23 protein-coding genes and 6 pseudogenes are annotated in these 26,851 nt (G+C 68.4%); 14 read left to right on the forward strand and 15 right to left on the reverse strand.

The genetic code is table 11. The features are described from left to right. The first annotated feature begins 97 nt into the window (after positions 1-97). Complete coding sequence (locus IE271_RS33480) at positions 98-1,168, forward strand: transaldolase family protein (protein WP_229919723.1); 1,071 nt, start codon at positions 98-100, stop codon at positions 1,166-1,168. Here IE271_RS33480 and IE271_RS33485 read toward each other — a convergent pair. Next, positions 1,156-1,926: a methyltransferase gene (locus IE271_RS33485; RefSeq protein WP_190194254.1), complete on the reverse strand. Its 771-nt coding sequence runs from the start codon at positions 1,924-1,926 to the stop codon at positions 1,156-1,158. The two genes, IE271_RS33480 and IE271_RS33485, sit on opposite strands and share 13 nt — an antisense overlap. Positions 1,927-2,218: 292 nt before the next feature. Here IE271_RS33485 and IE271_RS33490 point away from each other — a divergent pair, with 292 nt between their 5' ends. After that, the gene (locus tag IE271_RS33490; protein WP_190194255.1) at positions 2,219-4,171 is read left to right on the forward strand and encodes a helix-turn-helix domain-containing protein; all 1,953 of its coding nucleotides are present in this window, start codon (positions 2,219-2,221) and stop codon (positions 4,169-4,171) included. Here the strand turns inward: IE271_RS33490 and IE271_RS33495 are convergent. Then, positions 4,156-5,319: an IS701 family transposase gene (locus IE271_RS33495; RefSeq protein ID WP_190194272.1), complete on the reverse strand. Its 1,164-nt coding sequence runs from the start codon at positions 5,317-5,319 to the stop codon at positions 4,156-4,158. The genes IE271_RS33490 and IE271_RS33495 overlap by 16 nt on opposite strands. 218 nt (positions 5,320-5,537) lie before the next feature. On the opposite strand from IE271_RS33495, the gene IE271_RS33500 reads away from it, so the two are divergent. Continuing rightward, on the forward strand, positions 5,538-5,894 hold the full coding sequence (locus IE271_RS33500; RefSeq protein WP_190194256.1) for a hypothetical protein: 357 nt from the start codon (positions 5,538-5,540) through the stop codon (positions 5,892-5,894). 17 nt (positions 5,895-5,911) lie between these two features. On the opposite strand, the pseudogene IE271_RS33505 reads toward IE271_RS33500, so the two are convergent. The 4 genes and pseudogenes from IE271_RS33505 to IE271_RS33520 form a co-directional block, all read right to left on the reverse strand. Further along, positions 5,912-6,844: pseudogene (locus tag IE271_RS33505) on the reverse strand (IS3 family transposase); the annotation flags it as partial. A gap of 89 nt (positions 6,845-6,933) precedes the next feature. Next, positions 6,934-7,122: a transposase gene (locus IE271_RS33510; RefSeq protein ID WP_190194258.1), complete on the reverse strand. Its 189-nt coding sequence runs from the start codon at positions 7,120-7,122 to the stop codon at positions 6,934-6,936. Between the two features lie 327 nt (positions 7,123-7,449). Then, positions 7,450-8,250 carry a nucleotidyltransferase domain-containing protein gene (locus IE271_RS33515; protein WP_190194259.1) on the reverse strand — a complete coding sequence of 267 codons (801 nt, stop codon included), beginning with the start codon at positions 8,248-8,250 and terminating at the stop codon, positions 7,450-7,452. A 473-nt stretch (positions 8,251-8,723) separates the two neighbouring features. Then, positions 8,724-9,083 carry a winged helix-turn-helix transcriptional regulator gene (locus tag IE271_RS33520; RefSeq protein ID WP_190194260.1) on the reverse strand — a complete coding sequence of 120 codons (360 nt, stop codon included), beginning with the start codon at positions 9,081-9,083 and terminating at the stop codon, positions 8,724-8,726. 95 nt (positions 9,084-9,178) lie between these two features. Here IE271_RS33520 and IE271_RS33525 point away from each other — a divergent pair, with 95 nt between their 5' ends. Beyond that, positions 9,179-10,018, forward strand: a complete 840-nt coding sequence (locus IE271_RS33525; protein ID WP_190194261.1) for an enoyl-CoA hydratase/isomerase family protein — start codon at positions 9,179-9,181, stop codon at positions 10,016-10,018. On the opposite strand, the pseudogene IE271_RS33530 reads toward IE271_RS33525, so the two are convergent. Both IE271_RS33530 and IE271_RS33535 read right to left on the reverse strand, forming a co-directional pair. Then, positions 10,011-10,847, reverse strand: a pseudogene (locus tag IE271_RS33530) (IS5 family transposase). The gene IE271_RS33525 and the pseudogene IE271_RS33530 sit on opposite strands and share 8 nt — an antisense overlap. A gap of 813 nt (positions 10,848-11,660) precedes the next feature. Continuing rightward, on the reverse strand, positions 11,661-12,053 hold the full coding sequence (locus IE271_RS33535; protein ID WP_229919730.1) for a winged helix-turn-helix transcriptional regulator: 393 nt from the start codon (positions 12,051-12,053) through the stop codon (positions 11,661-11,663). 107 nt (positions 12,054-12,160) lie between these two features. On the opposite strand from IE271_RS33535, the gene IE271_RS33540 reads away from it, so the two are divergent. Further along, positions 12,161-12,997, forward strand: coding sequence for an enoyl-CoA hydratase/isomerase family protein (locus IE271_RS33540; RefSeq protein ID WP_190194262.1), 837 nt, complete (start codon positions 12,161-12,163; stop codon positions 12,995-12,997). A gap of 237 nt (positions 12,998-13,234) precedes the next feature. Here the strand turns inward: IE271_RS33540 and IE271_RS33545 are convergent, their stop codons facing one another. Continuing rightward, positions 13,235-13,585, reverse strand: coding sequence for an MFS transporter (locus IE271_RS33545; protein WP_190194263.1), 351 nt, complete (start codon positions 13,583-13,585; stop codon positions 13,235-13,237). Positions 13,586-13,594: 9 nt separating this feature from the next. On the opposite strand from IE271_RS33545, the gene IE271_RS42525 reads away from it, so the two are divergent. Beyond that, the gene (locus tag IE271_RS42525) at positions 13,595-14,083 is read left to right on the forward strand and encodes a transposase family protein (protein ID WP_229919724.1); all 489 of its coding nucleotides are present in this window, start codon (positions 13,595-13,597) and stop codon (positions 14,081-14,083) included. Between the two features lie 108 nt (positions 14,084-14,191). Here IE271_RS42525 and IE271_RS33555 read toward each other — a convergent pair whose 3' ends face one another. Both IE271_RS33555 and IE271_RS33560 read right to left on the reverse strand, forming a co-directional pair. Further along, positions 14,192-15,922: an endo-1,4-beta-xylanase gene (locus IE271_RS33555; protein WP_190194264.1), complete on the reverse strand. Its 1,731-nt coding sequence runs from the start codon at positions 15,920-15,922 to the stop codon at positions 14,192-14,194. 312 nt (positions 15,923-16,234) lie between these two features. Next, positions 16,235-16,702: a transposase family protein gene (locus tag IE271_RS33560; RefSeq protein ID WP_229919725.1), complete on the reverse strand. Its 468-nt coding sequence runs from the start codon at positions 16,700-16,702 to the stop codon at positions 16,235-16,237. Positions 16,703-16,972: 270 nt separating this feature from the next. On the opposite strand from IE271_RS33560, the pseudogene IE271_RS44390 reads away from it, so the two are divergent. Next, positions 16,973-17,314: pseudogene (locus IE271_RS44390) on the forward strand (hypothetical protein); the annotation flags it as partial. Beyond that, positions 17,296-17,833, forward strand: a pseudogene (locus tag IE271_RS33565) (nucleotidyl transferase AbiEii/AbiGii toxin family protein); the annotation flags it as partial. The pseudogenes IE271_RS44390 and IE271_RS33565, both read left to right, overlap by 19 nt. Before the next feature lie 34 nt (positions 17,834-17,867). On the opposite strand, the gene IE271_RS33570 reads toward IE271_RS33565, so the two are convergent. Both IE271_RS33570 and IE271_RS33575 read right to left on the reverse strand, forming a co-directional pair. After that, positions 17,868-18,275, reverse strand: a complete 408-nt coding sequence (locus tag IE271_RS33570) for an FKBP-type peptidyl-prolyl cis-trans isomerase (RefSeq protein WP_190194265.1) — start codon at positions 18,273-18,275, stop codon at positions 17,868-17,870. 641 nt (positions 18,276-18,916) lie between these two features. Continuing rightward, positions 18,917-19,435, reverse strand: coding sequence for an HAD domain-containing protein (locus IE271_RS33575; RefSeq protein WP_190194266.1), 519 nt, complete (start codon positions 19,433-19,435; stop codon positions 18,917-18,919). 592 nt (positions 19,436-20,027) lie between these two features. Here IE271_RS33575 and IE271_RS33580 point away from each other — a divergent pair. Together IE271_RS33580 and IE271_RS33585 are read left to right on the forward strand one after the other, a co-directional pair. Continuing rightward, positions 20,028-20,784, forward strand: a pseudogene (locus tag IE271_RS33580) (IS5 family transposase); the annotation flags it as partial. Between the two features lie 194 nt (positions 20,785-20,978). Beyond that, positions 20,979-21,476: a sigma-70 family RNA polymerase sigma factor gene (locus IE271_RS33585; protein WP_229919727.1), complete on the forward strand. Its 498-nt coding sequence runs from the start codon at positions 20,979-20,981 to the stop codon at positions 21,474-21,476. 24 nt (positions 21,477-21,500) lie between these two features. On the opposite strand, the gene IE271_RS33590 is transcribed toward IE271_RS33585, so the two are convergent. Together IE271_RS33590 and IE271_RS33595 are read right to left on the reverse strand one after the other, a co-directional pair. Further along, the gene (locus IE271_RS33590; protein WP_190194267.1) at positions 21,501-22,418 is read right to left on the reverse strand and encodes an MBL fold metallo-hydrolase; all 918 of its coding nucleotides are present in this window, start codon (positions 22,416-22,418) and stop codon (positions 21,501-21,503) included. A gap of 69 nt (positions 22,419-22,487) precedes the next feature. Further along, on the reverse strand, positions 22,488-23,789 hold the full coding sequence (locus IE271_RS33595) for an MFS transporter (RefSeq protein ID WP_190194268.1): 1,302 nt from the start codon (positions 23,787-23,789) through the stop codon (positions 22,488-22,490). A gap of 130 nt (positions 23,790-23,919) precedes the next feature. On the opposite strand from IE271_RS33595, the gene IE271_RS33600 reads away from it, so the two are divergent. The 4 genes and pseudogenes from IE271_RS33600 to IE271_RS33615 all read left to right on the forward strand — a co-directional run. Next, positions 23,920-24,129: a hypothetical protein gene (locus IE271_RS33600; RefSeq protein WP_190194269.1), complete on the forward strand. Its 210-nt coding sequence runs from the start codon at positions 23,920-23,922 to the stop codon at positions 24,127-24,129. Continuing rightward, positions 24,116-25,507 (forward strand): amidase, encoded by a 1,392-nt coding sequence (locus tag IE271_RS33605; RefSeq protein ID WP_190194270.1) that lies wholly within the window; start codon positions 24,116-24,118, stop codon positions 25,505-25,507. The genes IE271_RS33600 and IE271_RS33605 overlap by 14 nt, the downstream gene beginning before the upstream one ends. 132 nt (positions 25,508-25,639) lie before the next feature. Beyond that, positions 25,640-26,209 (forward strand): TetR/AcrR family transcriptional regulator, encoded by a 570-nt coding sequence (locus IE271_RS33610; protein ID WP_229919728.1) that lies wholly within the window; start codon positions 25,640-25,642, stop codon positions 26,207-26,209. 204 nt (positions 26,210-26,413) lie between these two features. Continuing rightward, positions 26,414-26,794, forward strand: a pseudogene (locus tag IE271_RS33615) (transposase); the annotation flags it as partial. Positions 26,795-26,851 lie beyond the last annotated feature (57 nt).

Raw genomic sequence — 26,851 nt, forward strand, 5'->3', positions numbered from 1 at the left:
CCAGCTGTCCTTCATGTCGCCTTCGAGTGCCACAGGGCGGAGGCAGTTCGTGGTTACATGCCCGCGTCCGGAACGCAGTAGTGTCCATAGCCAGTTCATGGCGGAGGGAGTCGGTCTCTGGCTCGACGACTACCACCGTGGCCAACTGGCCGACGGCAGCCTCGAAAGACTGGTGGCCGACGGACTGGTCTCCGGTGTCGTTCTGCGGCCTGCGGCGATGGTGCGTGCGATGTCCGCCACCAGTGCGTACCCGGGCCGGCAGGCACGGCTGCCGCAGGCCGATGTCTCCGCGGAAGAGCGTGTCCATGAACTCATCGCCGAGGACGCCCGCACAGCCTGCACCGTACTGGAGCCGGTTTTCCAGTCGACAAAGGGAATGCACGGATGGGTCTCCCTGGGCATGGCGCCCCGACTGTACGCAGATGCCGAGGCCACGGTGGCCCAGGCGAGACTGATGACAAAAAGGGTGGGACGTCCCAATGTGATGATCCGGATTCCCCTCGCGCACAGGGGATCGGTCGCCATCGCTCGCCTGCTGGCCGAGGGAATCAGCGTGCACGTCACGTCCGTGTTCTCCTTGCGCCGGTACGCCCAGGCCGTGGAGGCCTACTTCCACGGCCTGGAACGCGCCACGGCCGGTGGCCACGATGCTTCCGCTGTCACCTCACTCGTGTCCGTGGACGTCGACGGCTTGAACGCTGGCGTCGACGCTCTCCTGGACAATTCAGCCGACCCTGCTACTGCTCGTGTGCTGCGCGGGCAGGCGGGCACGGCGACCGCCCGGCTCGTCTACCGCCGCTACGAGGAGAGCCTCGGCTGCGCCCGCTGGCGCACCCTGGTGGGCTGCGGTGCTCGCCCGCAGCGCCTTCTGTGGGTCTCGGAGCGCTCGCAGAAAGAGTTGCGGGCAGAGCTGGACCGGGCCGAACGGCTGATTGCCTGGATGACGCTGCACGCACTGTCCCAGCCGGCGCTGGAAGCGCTCAGCCGCTGCAGGCAGTTGCCCGGCGACACGCTGTCCGGTGAACACGATTGGGCCCGCGGTGTGTTCGATGGTCTTGAACGGGCAGGTATCAGCATCGACTCACTTACGCGCGATATGGAACAAGAGGCGCTCGACCAGGAGCTGGCCGTATGGGACCGACTCCTTACTCTGGCTCAGGCCGGCTGAGGACTGAGTCCGTGCTGGAGCGGTTCTTCCGTGTGCGCCGTCGCTGATTCACCGCGTGCACGTATGTCCACCAGCATGTGCTCGACCGTGTCGCCCCTGTCGACAATGGTGTGCCTGCTGATCACCTGCAGGTGCCGTCCCGTCTCCTCGGCGATTCGGTGCAGTCCGTCGATGTCTCCTCTGCTGCTGAAGTGCAGCAGCGCCCGGCCGCCGTCGTTCAGCCAATGCGGTGCCTCGTCCACGTATCTGCGATGTGCCTGGTATCCCGGGTCCACATAGGCGCGCTCAAGGAGGGTGCCGAACCGGTAGTCCTCCGGCGCACGAACATAGGGCGAACTCCAGATGATGGTGTCGAAGCGCTGCCCTGTCGGCAGCGCTTCAAAGAGGTCGCTGTGCACCGCATGAACACGATCGGTGACTTTGTGCCGCCTTGCGTTGAGTGCAGCATTTTTCACTGCGTCCGCGTTGACGTCGGAGGCGACGACCCGGCTGTAGCCCGCGAGCGCGGCCGTCACCGCGACGACTCCTGTACCGCAGCCGATCTCCAAGAACGCGCCTCGCCGAGGTTGCTGTACAGGGCCGGAGAGTCCCAACAGGTCCAGGACGACTTCGGTGGTCCCTGCATGCAACGGGGCGAAGACTGTGTCCAGCAAGGCCCACTGCCTGCCACGCAACCAAAAGGTGGCGGGCCGGTTCTCCGGCCGCATGGAGTCGCGGCTGCGTTCGAGCGAGCGCAGATAGCTTTGGATTTCGGACATGCCGCCCCGACGTCCCCCTCATGTACGCCGGGTACCGAACCCGGCCCCAGCCCCTGTTCCCCAGGGGGATCTTCTGTTACTTCCCGGCCGGATGGCAGGTGGCCAGACCACACATTCGCTCGGGCCAAGGGGTGGGCCGACCACCATCGCGTAGGGGAGCCGCAGCGTAAACGCAGGTGCGGATGCGTAGTTGCCGCTTCACCGCGCGGAGTTTAGGCTCGCTAAGGACCAAGCTTGTTGATCACATGGGGGGACGATGGCAGGAGGGCCACGGCCGGCATCTCCGAATGCGATGGCGGTGCTGGAGTTGCTCGCGCAAGGGGCACCGGTCACACAACTGGAGGAACTCCTGCGGACGGCTCGGCGTGAGAACGCCTCAGCTCGCACCCTTGAGGAACTCGATCAGGCCGTCCGTCTGGCCTCACGGATTCACTCCCAGGTCAGCCACGCGCAGCAGCGGGAGGCCGGGCTCGCCGCGCTTGTCGACACGGCCCACGACCTCACGCTGGTGCACGACCTGGATGCCTTGCTGCATGAGATCGCAAGGCGAGCGCGACGGCTGTTGAATTTCGACATGGCCTACATCGGGCTGCGCGAGAAGGGTGACGGATCCTACATTGCCGCAGCGGAGGGCGAGACCACGTCACACAGCGTAGGTCTGAAAACCCCCGATACATCTGGTATCGGCAGTCTCGTCCAGACAAGCGGGGCACCTGCCTGGACTCCCGACTACCTGTCTGATGAGCATGTCCCGCACTCTTCTGGCATCGATGCCGTGGTACAGGCCGAAGGCCTCCACGCCATCATGGCGGTGCCGCTGGGATACGGAACCACAATCTTCGGCACGCTCTACGGCGCTGACCGGAAGGTGCGCTACTTCTCGCCGGACGAGATCAGTCTCATGCGCTCATTGGGCAAGCTCGCCGCTATCGCCATCGAGCGAGCCCGGCTATTTGAGGCGACGCGGGCCGAGGTCACCGAACTGGAGCTGGACACCTCTCGCGTCAAGAGCAGCCTGACAGTGCAGCATCGCGTTGAGGCCGCCTACATTCACCTGATCGATCTGGTACTCAGCGGCTGCGATCCGCGGACTCTCGCCGAAGCCGCTATCAAGGAGTTGTCAGGAGCACTGGTTGTCAGGGACTGCGTCGGCCGAACGGTCGTCGTGACCGGCCCGCTGCCTGAACTCGACGAGGACGAGGTACTCAAGCGGACCTACGACGCCCACGCCGAGGGCTCCCCGGTGCCGTTGTCCGGCGGTGGCTGGGTTGCGCCCGTCACGGCCGGCGGCGAGGACCTCGGTGCCCTGGTGCTGGTTCCTGACGAACCTCTCACCGACGGCTTCGGAGTACGGCTGCTTCAGCTCACCGCACGGACGGTTGCCCTCATCCTGCTGTTGCAGCGGACCACGGTGGTAGCCCACGACCAGATCCGCGAGGAACTGTTTGAGGAACTGCTCAGCGACATCCGTCCACAGCCTCGGCAGCTGACCTCGCGAGCGCACAGAGTCGGCATCGCCATCGACGAACCACATGTGGTCGTGGTCGCCCGGCCTGAGGCAGGTCCTGAAGGACGCGCCGCTGCCTGGGCGTCGTCATACGCTCATCGTGTGTCCGGCCTGGCTCAGATGCGTGACGGCTGCGTGACTCTGTTGGTGCCCGGCGAGGAACCGTTCGCCGCGGCTAATGCTGTCTCCAGAGAGCTCTCACCGCTCATCGGGCACCCTGTCACGATCGGAGCTGCTGGACCGGTTGCCGGACCGGACCGTGTGGCTCAAGCCCACCGGGAAGCTCTCAGCTGTCTGGAAGCACTGACTGAGCTGGGCAACGTGGGTTGCGCAGCCACCCCACAGCAGATGGGTTTCCTCGGTGTCCTGCTTTCCGAAAGTCACAGTGTCGACGATTACGTCGAGTCCGTGATCGGGCCGGTGCTGGACTACGACAATCAACGCTTCACCGAGCTGACGCGCACACTCGATGCGTTCTTCGCTTCTTCGTCCAGCCCGACGCGCGCGGCCTCAACCTTGCATGTGCACCCCAACACGGTCTCCAGGCGCTTGGAGCGCATCACTGAGCTGTTGGGAGCAGATTGGCAGCATCCCGAACGAGCTCTTGAGATCCAGCTTGCGCTGAGGCTGCACCGGACCCGGCGGACTCTGCACCACAGGCAGGCGACTGTCAAAGGAAAGCGTGGTGCCGACAGCCCGCCGGGTCATCACGAACATGGCGGTCAGGCCGACATGTGACGCGCGTAGTCCCATTCGGTGTCGATCAGGGGCGACAGGACCGATACAGCGTGTGCAGCGGAGGCGAGCGTCATGTGACGATGCCACCCTCGAAACGAACGCCCTTCGAAGTCCCGGACACCCACATGCTCGGCGACCTGTCTCTCGTCCTGCGCCACCTGCAGTCGCAAACGGGACAGCCGAAGCAGATCGCTGACCGATGATGTCGTCGAGGCGGCACACCATAGGGCTGTGGGTGTCTTCGCGTCATCATGCCATTCGCCGATCAGAAGCAGATCGGACTGCGAGCCTACAAGGGCAGTCGGGATCGCCCTGGAGACCTGCTGGGGCAGCTGTACGCGGATGGCCGCAGCGAAGGTCGTACGGCGTCTCGAACCGGCAGTCGGATCCTCCCACTCCACTGGACGGCGCAATGCCCGCACGGATTCCATGATGGATCGGGCCGGGAACGATCCGGCCCGGTAACCAGGCATCGCGCGGTCCGCGACGACCAATCGGGTGCGCTCGCCCACTCTCACCAGTACGGGAGCCCGAGATGTGGCAAAGGGCCGCAATACTTCGTGAAGGTCCCCTGCCTCGGTGTCCAGCACGATGGGACGCAGCGGTGCACCGGAGAGACTCAGCGTGCTCAACGCCGTGGCGGTCGCGCATTCGTCCAGAGTCTCGGCCTCAGCGCTGTCAGGGATCTCTGCTTTGCGGCGCCGGCTCTTCTCCATGAGCCACGATTCAGGTAGACGCAGCCGCCACTGAAGGGGGATGCTGCCTCCATCGGTGGCGGCCCAGGTCCCAAAAGCCAACTGGCCGTTGGCTTCCTGCCCCCATCCCGGAACGAATTGCCGCCCTACTCCGACGGAGTGCTCGCCGGCCTTCGGGATGAACAGAGGCCGCACCACCCAAGCCTGCGGTGGTGACACCCGTGTGACATAGTCGGCCAGGGCAGCGCGCATGGGGAGCCACTCCCAAGTGGAACTGCTGATGAAGTGGTGCAGACTTTGCTCGGCCGCAGTGCCGCCCATGAGCGCGGCGATATTCCGAATTGACTTGCGTCCCTCTGTCACCAACAAACCACGGAGGTAGTGCCGTGCCCTCAAACGCTGATCGCTGCGTCGCAACGACGCGAACAGTGCATCGCAGAACCTCTCGTCCAGATGTACGGAGCTACCGTGACTTGTGCGTTGGTGCTGCTGCTCGTCTGCGCTTGGGCAGCCGAGAACGAGCCCTGCGGCCATGTGTCCCCCCGGATCGCCAGCTTTACTGCTATGGCATCAACAGTGACCCCTCGGCTTCGCTGACGGGAGGTGTAGGGAGCACACACCCGCGGGCCACGATGGTTGCCGGGGCACCACGCGGTGAACTACGCCTCTACGTGGTGCAGAGCGGGTCGTGGACGCTCGCGCAACAGAGTGGAGAGACGACGATCAGCGCCGGTCAGTTCCTGCTGCGCCGGTCGCTTCCGCTGAGAGGATTCGAGGTCACCGCGGGCACCAGCGCTCAGGTCGTTGGTTGCGCCGCTGACGTTCTGGGACCGCACGCCAAGGGTCCAGAACTCTCCGGATCACTGACCCAGCCCGAGGCGCACCTGCTGCTCACACAGGCGGCGCTGGTCGGTGACATGGCAGAGACGCTCAGCCGCACCGGAACCCAAGCAGCCCGCAACGCCTTGCTGGAACCCGTGCGAGGCTTGCTGAACCAAAGCACGGACAGCGGTGAACCTTCCCCGTGATGTTGGACACTCCATGCTTATGCCGCGAGGGCGTGTCCTTGCTCGTGTCGCTGCCGGGTCTCCAGCGGGGTCAGGTAACCCCACTTCGGGTGCTTCCGCAGCCGCCTGCGGTGGTGGAAGGTCTCGATGAAGGCGAAGATCTCGGCGCGGGCGGTGGTCCGGTCGGGCCATGTGCGGGTGCCGATCTCTTCCTCGAGCACCGCGAAGAAGGACTCGGCGGCGGCGTTGTCAAAACAGGACCCGGTTCTTCCCGTGCTCCGCCACGGCCTCAACCGGCGTATCTCCCGCCTGAGTTCGTTGGAGGTGTACTCGCTGCCACGGTCCGAGTGCGCGATGCAGCCGGGCCGGAGCCGTCCCCGGCCGACGGCCATCGCGAGCGCGTCGACGACCAGGCTCGCCCGGTGGTGGTCGGCCATCGAGTAGCCGACGATCTCGCGGGTGGCCAGGTCCAGCCAGGTCGCCAGGTAGAGCCGGCCCTCGGCGGTGGCGACGAAGGTGATGTCGCCGACCAGCCGCATGCCGGATGCGGGGGCGGTGAAGTCGCGGCCGAGCAGGTCGCCCGCGGGCACGCCCCTCTTCGCCGGGCGGGTCAGGCCCCGGCGCCTGCGCCGGGTGACCCCGGTGATGCCGCGCTCGCGCATGACCCGCTCCGCCCTCCCCCGCACGCGGGGGCACCCCCAGTGGTTGACCCGGTGTCCCAGCCGGCGCAGCTCGGCGTGGATCCTGGGCACCCCGTAGGTGTGCCGGGAGGCGACGTGCAGCACGGTGATCTCGTGGGCCAGGGCGTCGCCGGCGGCCCGCCTCACCTGGCGGGCCTGCTCGCCGGACCGCCAGGCACAGAACGAGGACCGGGGCACCCGCAGAAGTCGGCACAGCAGAGCGGTGTTGTGGGTGGTCCTCTCCGCCTCGATGAACGCGTACGCCGCGGTCATCGATCGCTCTCCGCGAAGAAGACCGCCGCTTTTCGCAGCACCGCGATCGTCTCGGCCTGCTCACGGGCCAGCCGCCGCAGTCGGCGCAGCTCCTCGCTCGGCTGTTGTCAGCCCGCCCGAGGCCCCTGTCCACGGTCGGCCTGGTCCTGCTTGACCCAGTTCCGCAGCCCCTCGGCGCTGACGCCGAGCTCCCGGGCCACCTCGGTGACGGTCCTGCCGGAGGAGCGGACGAGGGCGACCGCGTCCCGCTTGAACTCCTCCGTGTACCGCCTGCTGCGGTTGCTCTTACTTCCCACCTGGCACCACTTCCTTCGGAACCTCACGTCCCAGCCTCCAGGTGTCCATGATCAAGGGGAAGCTTTATCGGAGCCCTGGTCTCGGCTATGCCGGTGCGGGCCCGGTCCCGGTGGTGGTGTAGAACCGGGCCCGCGGGTGCCGGAGGCCGAAGGTGGACGAAGCGGCTGGCGGTGCCGGACTCCGAGACCCCGGCCCGTTCGAAGACGGCAGGGGAAGGCCGGGGCGTCCACGTCCCGAAGCGGCCCGGCAAGTACGAGGGAAACTGCGCGCCTGATGACGTCAAGGCATACCGTGGCCCTTTGGTCGTCCACCGCGACAAAGCCCTGTCAGGCGCCGACCGCCGCGGCGTTCTCGTCGACGCGGGCGCGCACCCAGGCGAGGAACGCCCGGACCTGCGGTGCGGGCAGGGGCAGCGCGGCTGCGCGGGGGCGTTCGAAGCTGCGGACCGCGGCCTCGATCAGCGGACGGAAGTCCTCCTCGGCGGCGGCGACCTGCTTGGCCGCGTCGCGCTTGGCGAACCAGCGTCCGGTGCGGCAGTAGACCACGGAGCGGCAGCCGTTGAGGACCCGGTTGTCGGCGAGATGCCCCTCACCGTCGCCGTGCTCGCGCACCGAGGCCCGGATCGCGGTGTGCAGGTCCGTCGGCCGGGGCGCCGCGATCACCTCCGGTGCGGGCGGGCCGTACAGCGCGATCCCGTTCTGATGGGCTACGGAGCGGTCGATGACGTACCAGAACGACGGTGCCCCGGCCGTGTCGAAGGCGGCCCGGCCCGGCAGCTGAGCGCCGGTGTTGAGATCCAGCAGGTAGCCGGCCTCCCCGGACGGGACACGGGCGAAGTCCGCCGTGTAGACGACCAGTTCCAGTCCCGCCGCCGGGCACGGCAGCTGCCGGTGATCGAGGGCGTCGGCCAGTTCTCGCAGGGTTGTGGCCGGAGGCGGGCTCTCTACGACGACCGTGACGTCGATGTCACTGCGGCCGTGCCGGTAGTCGCCGAGCGCGAGGGAACCGACCGCGACCACTGCGGTCAGCCGGGGGCCGCACACCGCGCGCGTGCGTTGTACGAGTTCCGTCAGGTAGGGCCGCACCTCGGCAGGAACGGCACGAAACGGTTCGGTCTTGGCGTCCATCCGGCCAGTATGGATCATCGCCGAGATGGAACCGAAAGCTGCAGTGTCGGTACAGGGAAGTGCACGACGACACTGCGGCCGGCGTCCAAAGCACAGCGCAAGGGGAGTCGGCCGCCTATGCATCCCAGCAAAGCGGCAGCTCCCTGCCGGAAGCCGTAATCAGTGTCGTCCGGGTTGTGGCGCCCGCTGCGATCCCTCGGTTTCATGACAGCGATGTGAGAGACAGTGAGCCCCGTCAGCAGGTCGGACAGGGCTCATTTGGGAGCGTGCGGAGCGCGTAGTACACCTTTCACGTACCGGGCAGCGGATAGGTGCGCCTCCTGGTGCGCGGGCTACGCGTCACGGCGCCTTTTTGGAACTCCTAACGAAATGTCTTCCGCGATCGTTGGTACGGGTCTGACTCTGGCCAGCGAACGGCTCGGCATGACCAGTTGGGCGTCCCGGCGCCGTCCTGCACTAGACATGCCGGGATGTCACTTGTCCGCTCGTCGCTCGTCGTAGTGACAGCGGGCGGTTTCGACCGCGTCGAGGTGATCGACGGCCCATTCCAGCATGGCGTGCACAGGGGACCGAAGCGTCCGGCCCAGGGAGGTGATGCGGTATTCGATCGCCACCGGTTCCGTGGACACGACCGTGCGCTCGACCATGCCGTTGCGCTCCAGTCGCCGCAGGCATGCGGTCAGCGACTTCGGGGTGACAGCGGGCATGTGTTGCCGGAGTTCGTTGAAGCGCCGGGGGCGGTCGCACAATGCGGCCAGTACCAGCAAGGACCACTTGTCGAAGAGTTGGTCGAGCAGATTCCGCCCGTCGCCGTTGAGCTTCACCTCGGGCACGTCGGTCTCCCCTGCGATATCTGATTTCGTTGAAGTGTGTCCGTACTACTAGATATACATCAGATACCTAACTGCCTGACGTCGAAACGGGAACCATGACTGACGCATATCCGACCCTCAAGGTCTCTCTCAGCAGCGGCGTGGCGCACGTCGTGATCGACAACCCTCCCGTCAATCTGCTCGACGCCGCCCTGATGACGGATCTGGACCGGTTCGCGGACGCCATGTCCGGCGACCACGACATCCGGGTGATCGTTTTTGACAGTGCGGATTCGGACTTTTTCGTCGCGCATGGCGACATGACGACCGCCGACGACCCCGCGGCCTTCGCCGCCCTCCCCGTGGCGCCCGAACAGGACCAGTCCCTCAACCCGATGATGCGGCTCCACGAACGCATTCGGTCGCTGCCGCAGATCACCATCGCGAAGCTGCGCGGGCTGGCGCGCGGCGGCGGTGCGGAATTGCTGTCTGCGATGGACATGCGGTTCGCATCGCGCGAGCGCGCCGCAATGGCCCAGATGGAGTGCCGGCTGGGCATCATCCCGGGCGCGGGAGGCACTGCGTATCTGCCCTCTCTCGTGGGCCGCGCACGCGCCCTGGAGATCATCCTTGGCGGGCAGCTGATCGATGCCGCGACCGCGGAACGGATCGGATGGGTGAACCGGGCCGTGCCGGACACCGACCTCGACCACGTCGTCGACACCCTCGCCGCCCGCATCGCCGCTCTGCCACCCGGCGTCGCCCGCGCCGCGACCGAAGCGGTCGACGCCGCGGCCGAGTCGACCACTCACGGCCTGCGGAAGGCCAACGAACTCCTCAGCGGACTCTTCAGTGAACCCGCTGCAGCCCGTCTTGCCAAGGCTGCACTGGCCGCCGGCGCACACACCCGCGACGGAGAGCGGCACCTTGAGGCTCTTGTCGACGACATCACCTGAGAACTCCTACCGGGATGCGGTTCAGGCGTCGCCAGCACATGAGTGCGCACCCGAGGGTGAGGAAGGCCTCGTGGATGGCGTCGCGGATCTCCCAGCGGATGCGGAGCCGGCGGAACCAGTACAGCAGCGCGAAACCTTGCTCGACGGCCCACCGGTGACTTCCCAGCCCGGAGCCGTGCTCGGTGCCGCGGCGGGCGATGACCGGGGTGACTTTGACGGCCCGGACCTGCTTGCGGTACTTGGCGTGGTCGTAGCCCCGGTCGGCGTAGAGAGCGTCGGGGCGCCGACGAGGCCGTCCTCGTCGGCCCCTCACCGACGGAACGGCCTGCAGCAAGGGCATGAGCTGGATGACGTCATTGCGGTTACCGCCGGTCAGGGACGCGGCCGGCGGAATACCGTGTGCTTCGGTGATCAGATGGTGCTTGGAGCCTGGCCGGGCACGGTCGACCGGGCTCGGCCCGGTTGTGGGCCGCCCTTCATGGTCCGTACATGAGAGCCGTCAATCACCGCCCTCGGCCGGTCCAGCGCACCGGCGGCGTGCAGCTCGGCCAGGAGTGCTTCGTGCAGGCGCTGCCGCACACCGGCCTCGTTCCAGTCCCGCAGGCGCCGCCGGCACGTCATGCCGGAGTCGAACCCCAGCTCCTGGGGCAAAAACTCCCGCGGAATGCCGGTGTTACAGCACGAACAGGATCCCGCACAGGACCGTGCGGTCCTCCAGACGCCTACGCCCCGGACGATCCGCCCGGCGCGGCACGACCGGCAACGACGGCTCGATCCGCGCCCACAGCCCATCCGACACCACCCGCGGAAGCTGCTCACCCCTCCTCACGCGAAGGCCAACACCCCATCACATGGGCGCATTCCAAGGGATCACGCCACTTTTGTTAGGAATTCTTAGGGAACTTCATTGTTCAGGCTATTACGGCCCGCATGTCTGGTTCGATTCGCCAGGTTGGTATGGATTCTCCCGTCAGCTCGCGGGCCCCTTTGTTAGCCATGGCCCAGTGGATCATCGTGCAAGATCTCTGCGGTCGTAGTCCCGGATCAGACGACGGTGCTGCAACAGCCGGCCGAAGGCCCGCTTGATCACCCACCGCTTCAGGAGCGGCTCGAAGCCCTCGGCCCGCGACGCTGCACGACCTCAACGCCAATGCCGTATCTGGAGCCGTGGTTGAAGATGCTGCTCTGGTAGCCGCCGTCGGCCCAGACCTTGGACACGTGTGGATGGGCCGCGGCCAGGCCGTCGAGGAGGAGCTTGCCGCCGAGGCCTACGACGCGCGCTGAGGCCTCGGCGACGTGATCATCGCGCGTGGCCTCGGCCGGTGACCGCCCGCCCCGTCGCCAGCCAACGCATGACGCTCTCGGGCCGGGGTGGCCAGGCCGGGCTCAGCGGGCCATTCACACGGCCGTCGCGAGTCGGCCGCACGCAAAAGGCAGATGTGGAGGCGCTGGTAGGGGGCCTGCACCAGTCGATGTCGAAGAACAGGGTGCTGCGGCAGAAGTTGTCCGAAGAGAGTCCAGCGTGGTCGGGCGCTGCCGCAGCCAGGAAGCGGGGGCGAGGCGCCCCAGGCCACCCGACCCCGTGCGCCCGGCCACGTCGGTCGGGGGTCCTGGACGGTCGAGGGGCTGGCCAGGTGACTATTCACTGTCCCGATGACCGCGCGTCGTACTCGTGCTGCGCCGCCAGGACCTCGTCGCTGTGCTCGACCGTCCAGTCGTACAGACGGGTGAAGGGTTCACGGAAGGACTCGCCGAGGTGTGTGAGGGAGTACTCCACGCCGAGGGGAGAGGTTGCGAGCACCCGGCGCTGGATCAGGCCGTTGCGTTCGAGTCTGCGCAGCGTCTGGGTCAGCACCCGCTGCGTGACGCCCTCCAGCTGGCGCTTGATCTCGTTGAACCGCGTGGGCTGCTCCAGGACCGCCAGGACCATCATGGACCACTTGTCGGCGATCTGATCGAGGATGGGCCGGCTCGGGCACTCGGCACTGAACCGCGGCATGCTGCGGGGCGGCGGGGGGGTGGGGCTGGTATCCATCATGATCCTTGGTTGTCAAAAAGTGCGTTATTGACCGTCCTCGGCGCAGAGCCCAGGGTAGGTATGCGTTGCAAACCTACTGGCTCACCGCAAACCTTGGAACACATATGAACCTGCACGAGTACACGACGCTCCGCGTCGGCATTGATGCCGGAGTCGCGTGGATCACCCTGGACAACCCCCCTGTCAACGTGCTCAGCGGAACACTGATCCGTGAATTGCACGACGTCCTCGGGACGCTGCGGGACGATCGCTCGGTCCGCGTCATCGTGTTCTCCAGCGCCAACCCCGAGTTCTTCATCGCCCACGTCGACATCCACATCCTCAACGAGATGGACGAGCTGCAGGGGATCGCGGACCGCAACCCGGACGCCAATCTCTTCCAGGGGGTCGGCGAGCTGCTGCGCCATCAGCCGCAGGTGACGATCGTCAAACTGGCGGGCAAGGCGCGAGCCGGAGGCGCCGAGTTCGTCGCAGCTGCCGACATGACCTTCGCTGCGCGGGAGACCTCGGGCATCGGCCAGAGCGAGGTGCTGATGGGCATCGTGCCGGGCGGCGGAGGGACGCAGTACCTGCGCGAGCGGGTCGGGCGCAACCGGGCGCTGGAGCTGTTGCTCACCGGTGATCTGGTGGATGCGGACACTGCGGTCGCCTACGGGTGGATCAACCGTGCGGTGCCCGCGGCCGAGCTGGACGCGTTCGTCGACGGGGTGGCGGAAAAGATCGCCGCGCTTTCCCCGCAGCTCATCGCCGCCGCCAAGCAATTGGTCCCTCCGGCGGACCTGACAGACGGCCTGCGAGCGGAGAACGACGCATGGGCCGAGTTGGTGAGCGGGGATCTGCCTCCACGACTCATGACAGGAGCCCTGGAGCACGGTGCGCAGACCCCTGCGGGTGAGCGCGACCTGGAATCGGTCATGCGAAGCGTCGCCGCCGGCCTGTAGAGCGAGAGCCACGGGCCGGGAAGCCCGCAGACAAAATCCGTCCGCGCCGACGAGCGGCACGCCGGACGTTTTGTCCGTCCCGGCTCAGCCGGTGTCTCGCCGACGCGCAGAAGGTCACGAGATTCAGCTACTGGCCACGGCGCGTGGCCGGCGTGGCCGAACCTGCCGACGGTCCGCGGCCCGTTTGATCCGTCTCAACAGACCGTTTCGAGAGGCGGCAATCTCGCCGCCAAGGAATCACACCACCTTCCGGGGCTGGTCGGCATCCCGCGGGGCGTCCTGCCCGGGGTCTTTCGGGACGTGCGCGAAGAAGACCAGGGCCACCAGTGAGACGAGAGCCAAACCCATGGTCAGCAGTGCGACCGGCAGGAAGTGCCCTGTGGCGGCCAGCAGCGCCGTCGCCACCACGGGTGACAGGCCATCGGCGATCGCCGTCGACAGCTCGTGGCCCAGCGCCATCCCGGAGTACCGGGTGCTGGTGCTGAACAGCTCGGAGAAGTACGAGGGCCGGACGCCGATCATCGCGGCCATGGCGATGTGGCCGATGACGAACGCCCCCCACACAGCGGCGGGCCGCCCCGTGTTCATGGAGCCGCCATGACCGAGACAGCAGCCGTTCCCGCGTCGCCACCGATCAGTGACGCCGACCCGTTCGCCGCCGAGTACCTGGCACACCCCGAGCCACTGCACCGGCGGTTGCGCGAAGCCGGCCCCGTCGTCCGCCTGTCCCGTTACGACGTACACGTCCTGGCCCGTCACCAGGAAGTGCACGCCGCCCTCGTCGACTGGCAGACCTTCCAGTCCGGTGCCGGAGTCGGACTGGCCAGTTTCCGCCACGACGACCCCGTGATCATCACCGGCCGCAAGGCCACCCGGAACCATCAACTCACCGATGCCGGGAAGGAAGCGAACCGGCTGGTCAGCCGCGAACGCGCCGCCGCCCAACACGGGTTCGCCCACCTCGAGTCCTGGCGCATCCTGACCAAGGTCCGCACGAACGCCCGCCACGCGACCACCCTCCTGCGGGCCCTCCTCGTCCTCGCGAACACCGGGTCCAGAGGTGACCGACGACCACCCCCGCAGTGATCATGATGCCGACCGGCAGGAATCCGTCACTCCCGGACCACACCAGCCCCGCGAGCTGCGAAATCAGAATGAAACGGTTCCACTGGTCGTTCGCGGTGTTCGCCGTACCTATCCAGTACCTGAGCGGCGGGCGTCGTCCAGGACGTCACGCAGTGCCCAGTAGGCGGGTTTCGCCTCGTACGTCGCGTCCCAGGGAAGAGCGTTTCCCGGACTCGGGGGATAGTGTCGCAGGTCAGCCGTGGAGCCGTACTTGTCGGTGAAACCCCAGGTCGAGAACGAGGTGCAGTTGGGTTCTTCGGCGCAGACTGCGAGTTTCCCCGCCAACTGGCGGGCCTGGATGTCCTCTTCGTCCTCGTCGACGAGGACGTCCGCCTCCGAGACCCGGGCCTTCAGGCCGAGCCCGGCCAAAGCCCGGACCTTGCGTCGGAAGACCTCGGGGTCGGTACGGTCGCCGACGGCGTATTCGTGGTCCTGGAAACCGACGCCATCGATCGGAACGCCCCGCTCCTTCAACCGGATCAGCAGCGCGTAGAGGGCATCCCAGCGTGGACCGTCCTCCTCCACCCCGTACTCGTTGAGGTACAGCACCGCGTGCGGGTCGGCCTCGCGGGCAGCACGGAAGGCGATGTCGATGTACTGCTCACCCATCGCTTCGAACCACAACTGTGGCCGCACGCCCCGGTTGCCGTTGGAGTAGTCCTCGTCCTCGTCGGACATGGGTTCGTTCACCACGTCCCATTCCGCCACCTTCCCCCGGAAGTGGCCCGCTACCGCGCGTATGTGCTCCACCATGACGCGCCTGCGTTGCTCGTGCGTCATCTCGGCGCGCATCCATGCGGGCAGGGCTTCGAACCAGACGAGGGTGTGGCCGTGCACCTTCATCCTGTTGGCCTCGGCGAAGTCCACCAAGACATCGCCTTCCGCGAACGCGAACACGCCGCGTCGAGGCTGGACGAACTGCGGCTTGAAGTCGTTCTCCGGCGTAAGCATGGAGAACTCCTCACCCGCCGTCCGGCGGTAGGCGCTGTCAGTCAGCAAGGGGCCCGCGGCCAGGGCGGTTCCCATACGGATCGGGCGTGGGAGAACCGCCGCCAGATCACGCATCGCATCGCTGGACCGGGGCACTCGCAGGCCAGGCGCGTCCACGACGGACATCCGGCCCCGTCCCAGTGACCGCGCGTGGAGATCGCTGAGGGTCCAGCCCTTCCCGCGGGCTCCCGCATCCGCGCCGAACCAGATGCGGCCACTGCCGAAGACGTCCCGCGCGGGAACGGTTCCCACGACCCTGCCGTCGGCCTCCAGCACAAGCCTGTTTGCGCGGACTTCGACGGCGAGGCGGACTTCGAGCCTCAGACCGCTCCCGAAGGTCCGGGTCATCGCAGGTCTGTCGGAGTCCCCGTCCCAGCGGTCGATCCGGAGCCTCCCGCCGACCACGCCGATGCGCACGCCGCGCCGTTCGTAGCGCCATTCGTCGTAGATGACCGGCGTCTCACCGTACAGATGCAGGTAGGCATCCGTGTCATCCGTGCGCCGCAGGCCGGCTTCGATCCGGACATCCCCTCGGAACACCATGTGGGGACCGCGCAGGTTCACCGGTGGGTTCGGCTGTCCGCCGGTACCGTCCTGGCGTGTGATGCGCCGGTCGAGAGGTGTGACCCGTACCCCTGCGTGCGTGGGCTTCCCGCCGGCGAAGTGAGCCCAGTCCCTGCCGTTCAGGAGGTCCTCCACAGGTCCCCCCGCGGGCGCGGAGGTGTCGGCACGGTCCCCCGAGACACCAGCGACCAAGGCACACACAACCGCGATGACAGCGCTCTTTCGAAACCGCATGAACAGCAGCACTCCGTATCCTCAGCCCGTCTTCCGACGGCATCGCCGTCCTCAGCCACACCGTCGCCGAGCACCGGCCTCCCCAGCCGCGGCAAGAACGGTGCGCAACCGATCGCGCTGCCCCGCTGTGACTGATCGCCATTGTCTCAGGTGCGAGTGAGGGACCGTCGGCCGAGGACTGTTCGGGAACGAAGGCCGGAAAGCGGCCGGTATGGTCGACGGTGGGCCGGTACGGTCGGCAACGGAACCGTTTCATTCTGATTTCGCAGCTCGCGGGGCTGGTGTGGTCCGGGAGTGACGGATTCCTGCCGGTCGGCATCATGATCACTGCGGGGGTGGTCGTCGGTCACCTCTGGACCCGGTGTTCGCGAGGACGAGGAGGGCCCGCAGGAGGGTGGTCGCGTGGCGGGCGTTCGTGCGGACCTTGGTCAGGATGCGCCAGGACTCGAGGTGGGCGAACCCGTGTTGGGCGGCGGCGCGTTCGCGGCTGACCAGCCGGTTCGCTTCCTTCCCGGCATCGGTGAGTTGATGGTTCAGGGTGGCCTTGCGGCCGGTGATGATCACGAAGTCGTCGTCGGGCTGGTCATCCAGGCCGACGAAGCCGAGGTCGGCCAGGGCGCCGAGGCCGGCCTCGCGGAGATGCGCGGTGGTCCTGCCGTGACGGGCGGCGGTGATCTCGCTGGACCGGCCGGGCCGGGCGGAGGAGATACCGGCCAGCTCCGTGCGCAACAGCTCCGCACGTTCCTCCAGCTCAAGCCGCTGCCGCACCGTCCACGTCAGCACATCCGTCATGCCGCGGAACCTACGCGGCCGGCCGCCGGGCCCGCCTCGGACCGCCCGACCTCACCCGTGACAGACGATCACGTGCTGACGATCTCGCCCCCGACTAGCCGGAGCCCACCAGCCACGACCCACACCAGGGCCCATGAGCTGCGATTTTCAGGATGGAACGCGCTCAACGGGAGATGCCCGAGGGAGGAGTGTGCGGCGCCCGACTCGTACGTACGACAGGGGAGTCCCGTATCCGCCGTGCCGCCGCCTCCCGGCAGCGATACTGGATGCATGGACGCGACGTTCACCGCCACCCGCGCCGAGGTGCTGCGGGATCGCTACCGCAGCCGACTGTCCGAGCGTTTGCAGGAGCTGGCCGGCCCTGTCGAGGGCGACGTGGACCTGCCGCTCCCCATCGTCTGGTCCGGGCGGACGAGCTACAGCCTGGACCGTCCGAAGTCCCGCACGACGCTCTACCGGACCGTCCTTGCCGAAGGACTGCGCGAGGGCCTGGTGGTCCTCCTGCAGCACCGGCTCCTCGTCGAGCAGTGGCCCGTGCTGCGGCGCTTGATCAGTCCCTGCATCCGCGAGGTCTGGGAGGACGCCTTCCCCTCAGCCGTGACCTCGACGTCGCCCTCGAGAACCCCGTTCCGGTGCAGGAGATCGTCGCCTCACTCACAGCAGGGCTCAGCGCGCGTGAATGGCGGGCCACGCACGTCCAGACAGATCCGCTCAGCGGCCGGTTCCTCGTCACCGATCCGGACACCGGCGAGGAGTGCGAGGTCGACGTCCTCAAGGAGGCGTTCTGGGCTCCGCCCGCCCAGACCCTCTACGGCCCCGTTCTCTCCCTCGACGACGTGATCGGCACCGAGGTCCGTGCCCTCGCCGACCGCGGCACCGTCCGCGACCTCATCGACGTCCAGGCCGCCTCCCGCCACCGGGCCACCGCCGACTTGGTATCCCTGGGCCGCCGTCGCGCCCACGACGAGTTCAGCCTCGAAGACCTCCGGGACCGGCTCGTCGGCGCGGACTGGTACGAGGACGAGGACTGCACCGCGTACGGACTTCACCTCCCGGCAGATCGAAGAACTCAAGGCGTGGGCGCCGGAGTGGGCGGAGGGTCTGGGTGCGCGGATCCGTGACGAGAACGCCTGGGGCGAGGGCGCGGAAACAGGAGCGGTCTGGGTCAGCGGGCGTTGCTCCAGCCGCCTGTGCTGGAGTACGAGTCGAGCAGGTCCGCCACGAAGACCAGGGTCGAGCCCGCCGGGATCAACGTCGAGGGCGACTGGTTGCCGTAGCCGAGACGCGGGGGAACGACGATCTCGCGCCGACCGCCGACCCTCATCCCCCTCAACCCCCGGTCCAAGCCCTTGATGACCCTGCCGCCGCCCAGAGCGAACTTGAACGGCTGGTCACGGTCCCAGGAGGAGTCGAACTCCCTCCCGGTCTCGAAGGTCACCCCGACGTAGTGGACCCTGACCACCGTGCCCGGCTTCACCTCGTCCCCGTTCCCGACGACCAGGTCCCGGACGGTCAGTTCGGCAGGCGCAGCGCCCTTCGGGACGTCGACCTCGGGCTTCGTCAGTTCACTCATCGCAGTTCCCTCACTCTCCGTTGCAGACCCATGTGCGGGCCGACCCGGCCCATGGACACTCCATGCGGCAGAGGATCACGCTAACGCGCATGCCGGTTTCCGGAGCGCAGCAGATCCAGTGGCCGCGCGCGGCGGTCCGTCGCACGGTCGGCGCACGAGCCCCCCGCACACTCGGGCGGGACGCGGTGGCTCGGGTTGCACGGCAGCCGCCCGAACGGGAAGCGGCGCAGAGGGTCAGGGCCGACGCGCGCCGTTCAGCCGACTGCGTCGAGCCGCGCCGCCGTCCGCAGGTCCCTGAACGGCGAGATGACCTCGGCCAAGCCGTACCGCAGGGGCACCGCCGGCTGCCCGTCGAGCCAGGGTCTTTGAGAAGTGATCGGGCCTTGTCCCCGAGGAGTGGACACCTGTTCGTGTTCTTATGCGGCAAATGCCAGGGTAGCTGACCGCTGTTCGTAGGCGATCGGTGCCTGGTGTCCGTTCGCCGAGTGTCGTCGGCGGGTGTTGTAGGAGAGTGTTCGATGATCGGCGGATCCGATGATCATTGAACACTCCCCCGGTAGTCCTGAGCAGGTCTGCTTGGCTGCCGCTCTGCAGCATCGCCTCGTGTAGCCAACCTTTTGATCGAACTCCTAAAGCGGTGCTCACCCTGGCGTGACGGCACGGATCCAGTCGGTGAGCGCGGAGAAGTCGGCTTCCACGAGGCCCTTGGTCGGGTCGACGCGATGAAGCAGTGACGGCCCGGGGTGGCCGGCGTCGACCCACAGGCGGTCCATGGCGCTGATCTCGTCGTCGACCCAGATGAACGGTCGGCCGTCGGCCCACTCGACGAGAAGGCGGGTCTTCCAGTGCAGGTCGCGCGGACCTTCGTCGGTGTAGGGGGCCGGCCACTCCACCACGGGCAGCCGTGGCAGTCCGATGCGCGGGGAGACGACCTCGTTCGCCTCTTCCATCCAGGTCGTCGCCCACACGAGTCGGCAGCCCAGGGCCAGAAGACGCGATCCGAGCTCCGGGTCCAGCCGCTCCAGCAGTGGGTTCCCCTGACCGGGAGACGGCGAGGAGACTGCGGCAGCGGTCTGTGGGTGGCCGGACGGTGATCCGAACGGGATGAGCGGACCGTCCACGTCGAGGAAGAGGAGGGGGCGCCCTGTTGCGCTTGTCACGGGAGGCACGATAGCCCGGTGCGGCAGGGGAGTGGTGCCCTCGTAGCTAGGCCGTCTGTGGGCCGTGCGAGGCTGACCGGCGGCGGCCGACAGTGACAGACGAGCTACGGTCGGCGAGAGCGAAATACCAGGTCGGAGCCCGCTGTCGAGACTCGTTTCCGTACGGGGGTGGGCGGCTGGCAAGATGGGGTGCTTCTTGCCGTGTCCGGCTTACATCTCGTCAGGCGGCCAGCGTAGGAGGGCTCATGAGCATTGTTCACGTACGTACCGGGGATTACCGGACCAAATACCACACAGACACCGGCTGCCCGTCGCTGAACGGGAAGCAAGATACTTATATGGGGCAGCAGTCGATGTCCGAAGACGAAGCCAAGGAACAAGGGCTTACAGCCTGCCAGCACTGCAAGAGGTAACCGCGCCAGCATCACGGCTGGCCAGTTCTCTGGTCCTTCACCAGTCACTCGACCGGGGGCAACCAGGCTTACTGATCATTTCAGAATGAGATCGGTGTGGTGGCTTGGCGGACGGCTGCTGTATCGGCAGGATCTACCGGATCTCTGCTGATCTTGTGCCTGATGACCTGTGGGAACGCATGGCCCCGCTGCTGCCTGCGCGTCCGCCGCGGCGGCACCGGTATCCGGGCCGGCTGCCGGTGGATGACCGCACCGCCCTGCGCGGGATCGTCTACGTGCTGCGCAAGGGGGTGAGCCGGGCCGACGTGCCGAGCGAGCGCATCGGCTGCAGCGGGGTGACGGCCTGGCGGCGGCTGCGGGACGGGACCGAGGCCGGAGTGTCGCCCCGCCTGCATGAGGTCCTGCTCGGCGAACTGCGCCGGAAGGGCCTGCTGGAGACGGACGACGCGGCGATCGACGGCTCGCACGTCAGAGCCCTCAAAGGGGCGCTCACACCGGCCCTTCGCCGGTCGACCGCGGCCGCCCGGGCAGCAAGCACCATGTGATCGTCGACCGGCACGGCACCCCACCGGCCGTGTCGCCGACCGGCGGAAACCGCCACGACGTCACCCGACTCATCCCGCTGCTGGACGCCGTCCCCCCATCCGCGGCCTGCCCGGCCGACCCCGCCGACGCCCCCGACGCCTGTTCGCCGACCGCGGCCACGACTACGACACCTACCGGCGCCTGCTCCGCTCCCGCGGCATCATGCCGAAGATCGCCCGCCGGGGCACCGCGCACGGCTCCGGACCGGGCAGGACCCGCTGGGTCGTCGAGCACACCTTCGCCCGGCTCCACCAGTTCAAACGCCTGCGCATCCGCTACGAGACACGCGCCGACCTCCACCAAGGTCTGCTCCAACTCGCCTGCAGCATCATCTGCCTGGGGCGCCTCCGCACCTCATTCTGGAACGATCAGTTACTCAAACGGGAGGTCCTGCCCGGCCGGCGCGGTTGGCCAACCGCACGAGCCGCCCGGCTCGCCGTCTTCCGCTGGCTCGGCTTCTACAACCACCGACGCAGGCACTCCACGATCGGCTGCCTCGCGCCGGTCGCCTTCGAACAGAGATCAACTACGCTGGCCATCGCTGCATGACAACCGGTGTCCACGATCAAGGTGGAAACCCCACCGACACAGCCACCCGCCTCCTGGACGGCGGCTGGCACAAGGCCGAGGACCTGCTGCAGGAAGCGACCGCCCGCGCCTGGAAACACTTCACCACCGACGACCACGACCACGACCTCATCGCCATCCGCCCCTGGCTGTTCACCGTGGTACGCAACCTGGTCATCGACCACCACCGCGCCCGCAGCATCCGCCCGCTCGAGGCCTGCGCCACCGACTGCATCAACCTGCCGGTGCACGACGCCGTCGACCGCGTCCTCACGTCGCAGACCGTCCTCGAGGCCCTCGACCGGCTCACCACCCAGCAACGGCGAATAATCGTCCTCACCTACCACCGCGGCTACAGCGTCCAACAGGCCGCCGAACACCTCCACATACGGCCCGGCACCGTGAAATTCCGTACGCACTACGCCTTGAGAGCCCTCGAGGAGGGCCTGCGCGCTTGTGGCGTCCTCCACCCGTGACGCCCTTGACGGCGAGACCGCCGGTCAGGCCGCGGGGACGGCCACCAGCCGGTAGGCGTCCCCGTATGTGATCACGCGGCCGGCGGTGGGCGGCGGGAAGTGGGTGCCCAGCATGAGGGTGTCCGTGTCGGCGAGCGAGCCGAGCAGCTTGCGGCGTGAGGCCTCGGACTGCTCCGGGTCGATGTCGACGCAGGAGCCGATGCTGGGGTGGGCGAACTGGACGGGGTGGTGGATGCAGTCGCCGGTGATCAGCGCCGTTTCGCCGTGGCTGGTCAGCTGGACGGCGATGTGACCGGGGGTGTGCCCGGGGGTGGGCAGCAGCCGCAGCCCGGAGGCGATCTCGACGCCCCCGGCCGGTACGTCGACGCGGTCGAGCAGCCCTGCCTTCTCGATCGGGATCACGGAGTCGTCGAACATGGCCTGCCGTGGCTCTTCCATGTCGTACCCGGCCCAGAACTCCCGCTCGACGCGGGAGGTGACGTAACGGGCGTTGGGGAAGGTGGGGACCCACTCGCCGTTCACCTCGAGGGTGTTCCAGCCGACGTGGTCGGTGTGCAGGTGGGTGAGGATGACCAGGTCGACGGAGTCCGGGGAGAAGCCTGCGGCGGCGAGGTCGTCGAGGTAGCCGGTCCGCAGGTCGTGCCAGGCCGGGTTCGCCCGGGTCTTGCCGTTGCCGATGCCGGTGTCGACGAGGACGCGCATCCCGTCCACCTCGAACGCGAAGCTGTGGCTGTCGAGGTGCAGGATGCCCTCGTGGTCCGCGAAGTCGGGGCGCAGCCAGTCCTGCTGCGAGACCACGTCCGTGGTGGCGTCGGGCAGCAGCCAGGGCCCGGTCGCGGGCGGCAGGAGGACCTCGTCGATGCGATGGACGGTGACGTCGCCCACGGTCCAGGAGGGGATGGAGGCGGGGATGTTGGTTTCGTCGGCCGAGGGAGTAGGCATGATCCTTCGTTTCCTTTTGTCTGCCAGATGTCTGCGGGGATGTCGGTCAGAGGCTGTTGGAGGCTGCCGTCAACGGGTGGATCGGGCGGAGACGGCGGCCGGCGGCTGCGGCACCGTGCCGGAGTCCGCGACGCGCGGCCGCTTCCGCCGCGATGCGACGAGTGCTGCCGCCGCCGCGATGGCGAGCAGGGCGGCGGCCACGGCGTAGGCGTGGGACGCGGTCCCCAGTCCGTACAGCTGGGTGGCGGCGCCCGCGCCGATGGCGGGCAGGCTCATCGAGAGGTAGCTGAGGACGTAGTAGGCGGCCAGGGTGGCGGCGCGGTCGCGCTCCGGGAGCTCGGCGAGGGTCATGCGCAGCGCCCCCTGGGACACGGCGCCGAAGGCGATCCCGGCCAGGGCGGCTCCGCCGAACACGGCGGGCAGACCCCCACCGTGCAGACCGCTCAGGGTCAACGCCGTGGCGGGTACGACGGCGAGGGCTCCGGTCGTCGCGGTGGCGATCGGTGCCGTCCGCCGCACTGTCCACACGGTGAGCGTGGCCGCGGCGGGCAGGATGAAGAAGACCATGCCACCGGCCGCCCTGGGGGCTTCAGGGGCCACGAGGCCGACGAGCGCCGGCCCGAGGGACGAGTAGAAACCGCCCAGCGCCCAGACGGCGACGACCCCGGTGCCGGCGATCAGCAGGGCGCGGCGGGCCTGGGGCGGGACGGCGAGCTGCGGGCGAAGGGAGCGCAGGGCGCCGGCGCGCCTGGAGGCCGTCTCCGCGGTGAAGGCGACCGCTGTCGCCTGGGCCGCGAACAGCGCCGCCAGCAGCAGGTAGACGGTGATGGTGGGAGCGGGCGCGAAACGGATGAGGAGCGTGGAGGCCAGCACACCGGCGGCCATGCCGGCCACGGGGGCGATGCTGTTGGTAAGGGCGGACCGGCCCGGGCGGGCAGGATCCTCGAGGTCGAGGAGGGCCGCGCCCGCGGCGCTGGTGGCCGCTCCGGTCGCCGCTCCCTGCAGGACCCGGGCGGCGATCAGCGTGCCGGAGCCGTCCGCCGTGGCGAGCATCGCCATGGAGGCGGCCTCCAGTACCAGTGCACCCACGAGGACGGGGCGTCGTCCCAGGTGGTCGGAGAGTGCCCCCGTGGTCAGCAGTGCCAGCAGCAGGGTCAGGGAGTAGGCGCTGAAGACCACGGTGATGGTGAGCGCCGACAGGTTCCACTGCTCCTGGTAGCGGGGGTACAGCGGTGTGGGTGCGCTGGAGGCGGCCAGAAGGGCGGCCAGGATCGAGGCGTCCAGGACGAAGGACGCCGCGCGGTTCGGCGTGAGGGACTGCGCTGCCGGGGGGCTGCTTGGCCCGGGTTCACCAGATGGGGCGCTGGACATGGGACTCCTCCCGCTAACGCAATAGGTTTGCTTTAAGGCACCGTAGGCCCTACAGTCGACTAAAGCAAACTTTTAGCTTTTGTGCGGGGTCGCTCCGCCCCTCCAGCCGATCAGGGAGAGAGAGAAATCCATGTCCGCCGACGAACTCACACCGCTCGAGGCGGCCCGCTGGGCCGCCCGAGTCGGACTGCCGCTGGAAGACGCCCGTCACGCCGAGGTGGCGGCCACGGCCAATCACATCCACTCCGTTGTCTCGGTCCTGCGGGAACTGGACTTCGGTGACACCCCGCCCGCCCCCGCCTACCGCGCGGGAGAGGAGAAGCGCGATGGAACTGTCTGAGCTGTCCCTCGCCGCCGCCGCGGACGCGATACGGACACGGCGGGTGTCGCCCGTCGAGCTGGTGGACTCGGTGCTCGACCGCATCGAGCAGGTGGACCCGGACCTGGGGGCCTACGTCACGGTGACGGCGGAACGGGCACGCCGGTCGGCGCGCGAGGCCGAGCACGAAGCCGCGGCAGGCCGGCTCCGGGGCCCGCTGCACGGGATCCCCATGGGACTGAAGGACCTGATCGACGTCGCCGGCACGGCGACCACGGCCAGCTCCCGGGTCCGCGCCGACCACCGCGCCGACACCGACAGCACCGTCGCCGCGCGTCTCGCAGCGGCCGGGGCGGTCCTCGTCGGCAAGACCCACACCCACGAGTTCGCCTACGGCCTGACCACCCCGCAGACACGCAACGCCCGGGACCGGGGCCGGGTCGCCGGCGGCTCCAGCGGCGGATCGGCCGTCGCCGTGGCGTCCGGCACCGCGACCTTCGCCCTGGGCACCGACACCGGCGGATCGATCCGGGTGCCCGCCGCGCTGAACGGGGTCGTGGGCCTCAAGCCGACGTACGGCCTCGTCCCCCGCCACGGCGTGACGTCGCTGTCCTGGTCGCTGGACCACGTCGGCCCCCTCACCCGCACCGTCGAGGACGCGGCACTGGTCCTGTCCGCCCTGGCCGGACACGACCCCCGCGACCCGGCCTCCCTCTCCACCACCGCCGCGGACCACCGGCCGGGCCCGGGTACGGACCTGACGGGGCTGCGCGTCGGAGTGCCGCGCAACTACTACTTCGACCATGTCGACCCGGAGGTGGAGGCCGCGGTCCGGCGCGCCATCGACCAGCTCCAGGCCCTCGGCGCGCGGCTCGTCGAGGTCGAGATCCCGATGACGCGCTACATCCAGGCCACCCAGTGGGGCCTGATGGTCCCCGAGGCCACCGCCTACCACGAGCAGGCCCTGCGGGCGATCCCCGACCTGTACGAAGCGGACGTCCGCATCCTCCTCGAGGCCGGCGAACTGATGCCGGCCGGGGACTATCTGCGCGCCCAGCGGTCCCGGACGCTGATGCGGCAGGAGTGGACTCGCATGCTGAACGAGGTGGACGTGATCGCCGCTCCCACGGTCCCGGCGACCGCGGTGCCGACCGACCAGCAGACGATCACCTGGTCCGACGGCACCGTCGAGGGCGTCTCCGACGCCTACGTGCGCCTCTCGGCCCCCGCCAACATCACCGGCGTGCCCTCGCTGTCCGTACCGGTCGGCCACGACACGGCGGGGCTGCCGATCGGCATGCAGCTGCTCGGGCGGCCCCTCGGGGAGGCCGCGCTCCTGCGGGCCGGTCACGCGTACGAGCAGACGACGCCCGCCCGCGAGCCAGCGCCTGCGGCCTGAGGATGCGCATGAGCCCGGCCGGATGCAGCCGGCCGGGCCCACACGGCAACAGCCACCCAAACTGAGAACCAGCGTGAGCGGCTGGAATGGACGGCGCTGTAGACGCAAGGATTTTGCTTTAAGGTGGGTTGTATGAGTCGCAGACAAATGGTGCGTCCCGGCGGGCGCAGCGCCCGTGTCCAGGCATCGGTGCACACCGCGGTACGCGAACTCCAGACCGAGGTGGGCCGGGACGCCTTGACGGTGCCTTTGGTCGCCCAGCGCGCGGGAGTCACCCCGTCGACGATCTACCGTCGCTGGGGCGACCTGAAGGAACTCCTGTCGGACGTGGCGGTCGAGCGTCTGCGCCCCGACACGGCGCCCAAGGACCACGGTGACCTGTCGTCCGACCTGGCGGCCTGGGCCGAGCAGTTCCTCGACGAGATGGCCTCTCCCACGGGCCGCGGCTACATCCGCGACGCCCTGCTCGGCGACCCGGACGGCAGCAACGCCGGCCAGTGCTCGGCGTACGCGGTCCAGCAGATCAACGTCCTCCTCACCCGCGCGGCCGACCGCGGGGAAAACACACCCGACGTCGAGACGGTCGTCGACCGTGTCGTCGCCCCCCTGATGTACCGCATCCTCTTCCGCCCGGACGGACTCGACGCCGAGTACGCGCGTCGGCTCGTGAAAGGGGTCCCGGCTCGACCGACCGGACGGTGAGAAGCGGATGCCCACCCGTCCCGGGACATGGTGAGTCTCCTGGGACACGGAGTGGTCAGGACTCCAGAGCGGTGCGGCGGAAGGTGTCAAGGCCGGCGGCCAGGATCTCCGTGGAGTCGGCCGGTTCGGCGGGCGGGCCCGCGCCGAGGACGTAGAGCGGGGTGGCGGTCACTCCTCCAGCCCGAGGTGTTCGGCGACGGCCATGCCGTGAAGGGCACCGGTCTGGAAGGGGTGCGGCTGGTGGTCTCCGACGCGCACACCGGCCTGGTCGGCGCGGTGCGGTCGGTGTTCCTCGGCGCCGCCTGGCAGCGCTGCCGGGTGCCCTTCGTGCGCAACGTCCCGGCCCGCGTCCCCAAGGGCTCCGCGGAGATGGTCGCGGCGACCATTCGGACCGTGTTCGCGCAGCCTGACGCGGCCACCGTCCGCAGCCAGCTCACCACGGTCGCGGGCATGCTGGGACGGCGGTTCCCGCAGGTGGAGAGCATGCTGCGGGAGACGGCGGAGGACGTCACCGCGTTCGCGGACTTCCCCGTCGCACACTGGAAGAAGATCTGGTCGACGGATGAAATCGTCAAGGCTGGCCGGGGATAGCCGGGAGTTGCGTGCTCTTTCCGGTCGGGACGGGCTGCCAGCGGGAGATCA

Origin of the sequence: Streptomyces minutiscleroticus (genome assembly GCF_014650875.1) — a bacterium.
GTDB lineage: Bacteria > Actinomycetota > Actinomycetes > Streptomycetales > Streptomycetaceae > Streptomyces > Streptomyces minutiscleroticus.

Bases quoted from the DNA above. Each gene is read 5' to 3' on its own strand.
- IE271_RS33570 (WP_190194265.1), bottom strand. From the start codon at position 18,275: ATGAGTGAACTGACGAAGCCCGAGGTCGACGTCCCGAAGGGCGCTGCG.
- IE271_RS33515 (WP_190194259.1), bottom strand. From the start codon at position 8,250: ATGGACGCCAAGACCGAACCGTTTCGTGCCGTTCCTGCCGAGGTGCGG.
- IE271_RS33590 (WP_190194267.1), bottom strand. From the start codon at position 22,418: ATGCCTACTCCCTCGGCCGACGAAACCAACATCCCCGCCTCCATCCCC.
- IE271_RS42525 (WP_229919724.1), top strand. From the start codon at position 13,595: ATGACCGAGACAGCAGCCGTTCCCGCGTCGCCACCGATCAGTGACGCC.
- IE271_RS33490 (WP_190194255.1), top strand. From the start codon at position 2,219: ATGGCGGTGCTGGAGTTGCTCGCGCAAGGGGCACCGGTCACACAACTG.
- IE271_RS33605 (WP_190194270.1), top strand. From the start codon at position 24,116: ATGGAACTGTCTGAGCTGTCCCTCGCCGCCGCCGCGGACGCGATACGG.
- IE271_RS33480 (WP_229919723.1), top strand. From the start codon at position 98: ATGGCGGAGGGAGTCGGTCTCTGGCTCGACGACTACCACCGTGGCCAA.
- IE271_RS33560 (WP_229919725.1), bottom strand. From the start codon at position 16,702: ATGACGGATGTGCTGACGTGGACGGTGCGGCAGCGGCTTGAGCTGGAG.
- IE271_RS33525 (WP_190194261.1), top strand. From the start codon at position 9,179: ATGACTGACGCATATCCGACCCTCAAGGTCTCTCTCAGCAGCGGCGTG.
- IE271_RS33595 (WP_190194268.1), bottom strand. From the start codon at position 23,789: ATGTCCAGCGCCCCATCTGGTGAACCCGGGCCAAGCAGCCCCCCGGCA.
- IE271_RS33600 (WP_190194269.1), top strand. From the start codon at position 23,920: ATGTCCGCCGACGAACTCACACCGCTCGAGGCGGCCCGCTGGGCCGCC.
- IE271_RS33545 (WP_190194263.1), bottom strand. From the start codon at position 13,585: ATGAACACGGGGCGGCCCGCCGCTGTGTGGGGGGCGTTCGTCATCGGC.
- IE271_RS33610 (WP_229919728.1), top strand. From the start codon at position 25,640: ATGAGTCGCAGACAAATGGTGCGTCCCGGCGGGCGCAGCGCCCGTGTC.
- IE271_RS33485 (WP_190194254.1), bottom strand. From the start codon at position 1,926: ATGTCCGAAATCCAAAGCTATCTGCGCTCGCTCGAACGCAGCCGCGAC.
- IE271_RS33535 (WP_229919730.1), bottom strand. From the start codon at position 12,053: ATGGATACCAGCCCCACCCCCCCGCCGCCCCGCAGCATGCCGCGGTTC.
- IE271_RS33585 (WP_229919727.1), top strand. From the start codon at position 20,979: ATGACAACCGGTGTCCACGATCAAGGTGGAAACCCCACCGACACAGCC.
- IE271_RS33540 (WP_190194262.1), top strand. From the start codon at position 12,161: ATGAACCTGCACGAGTACACGACGCTCCGCGTCGGCATTGATGCCGGA.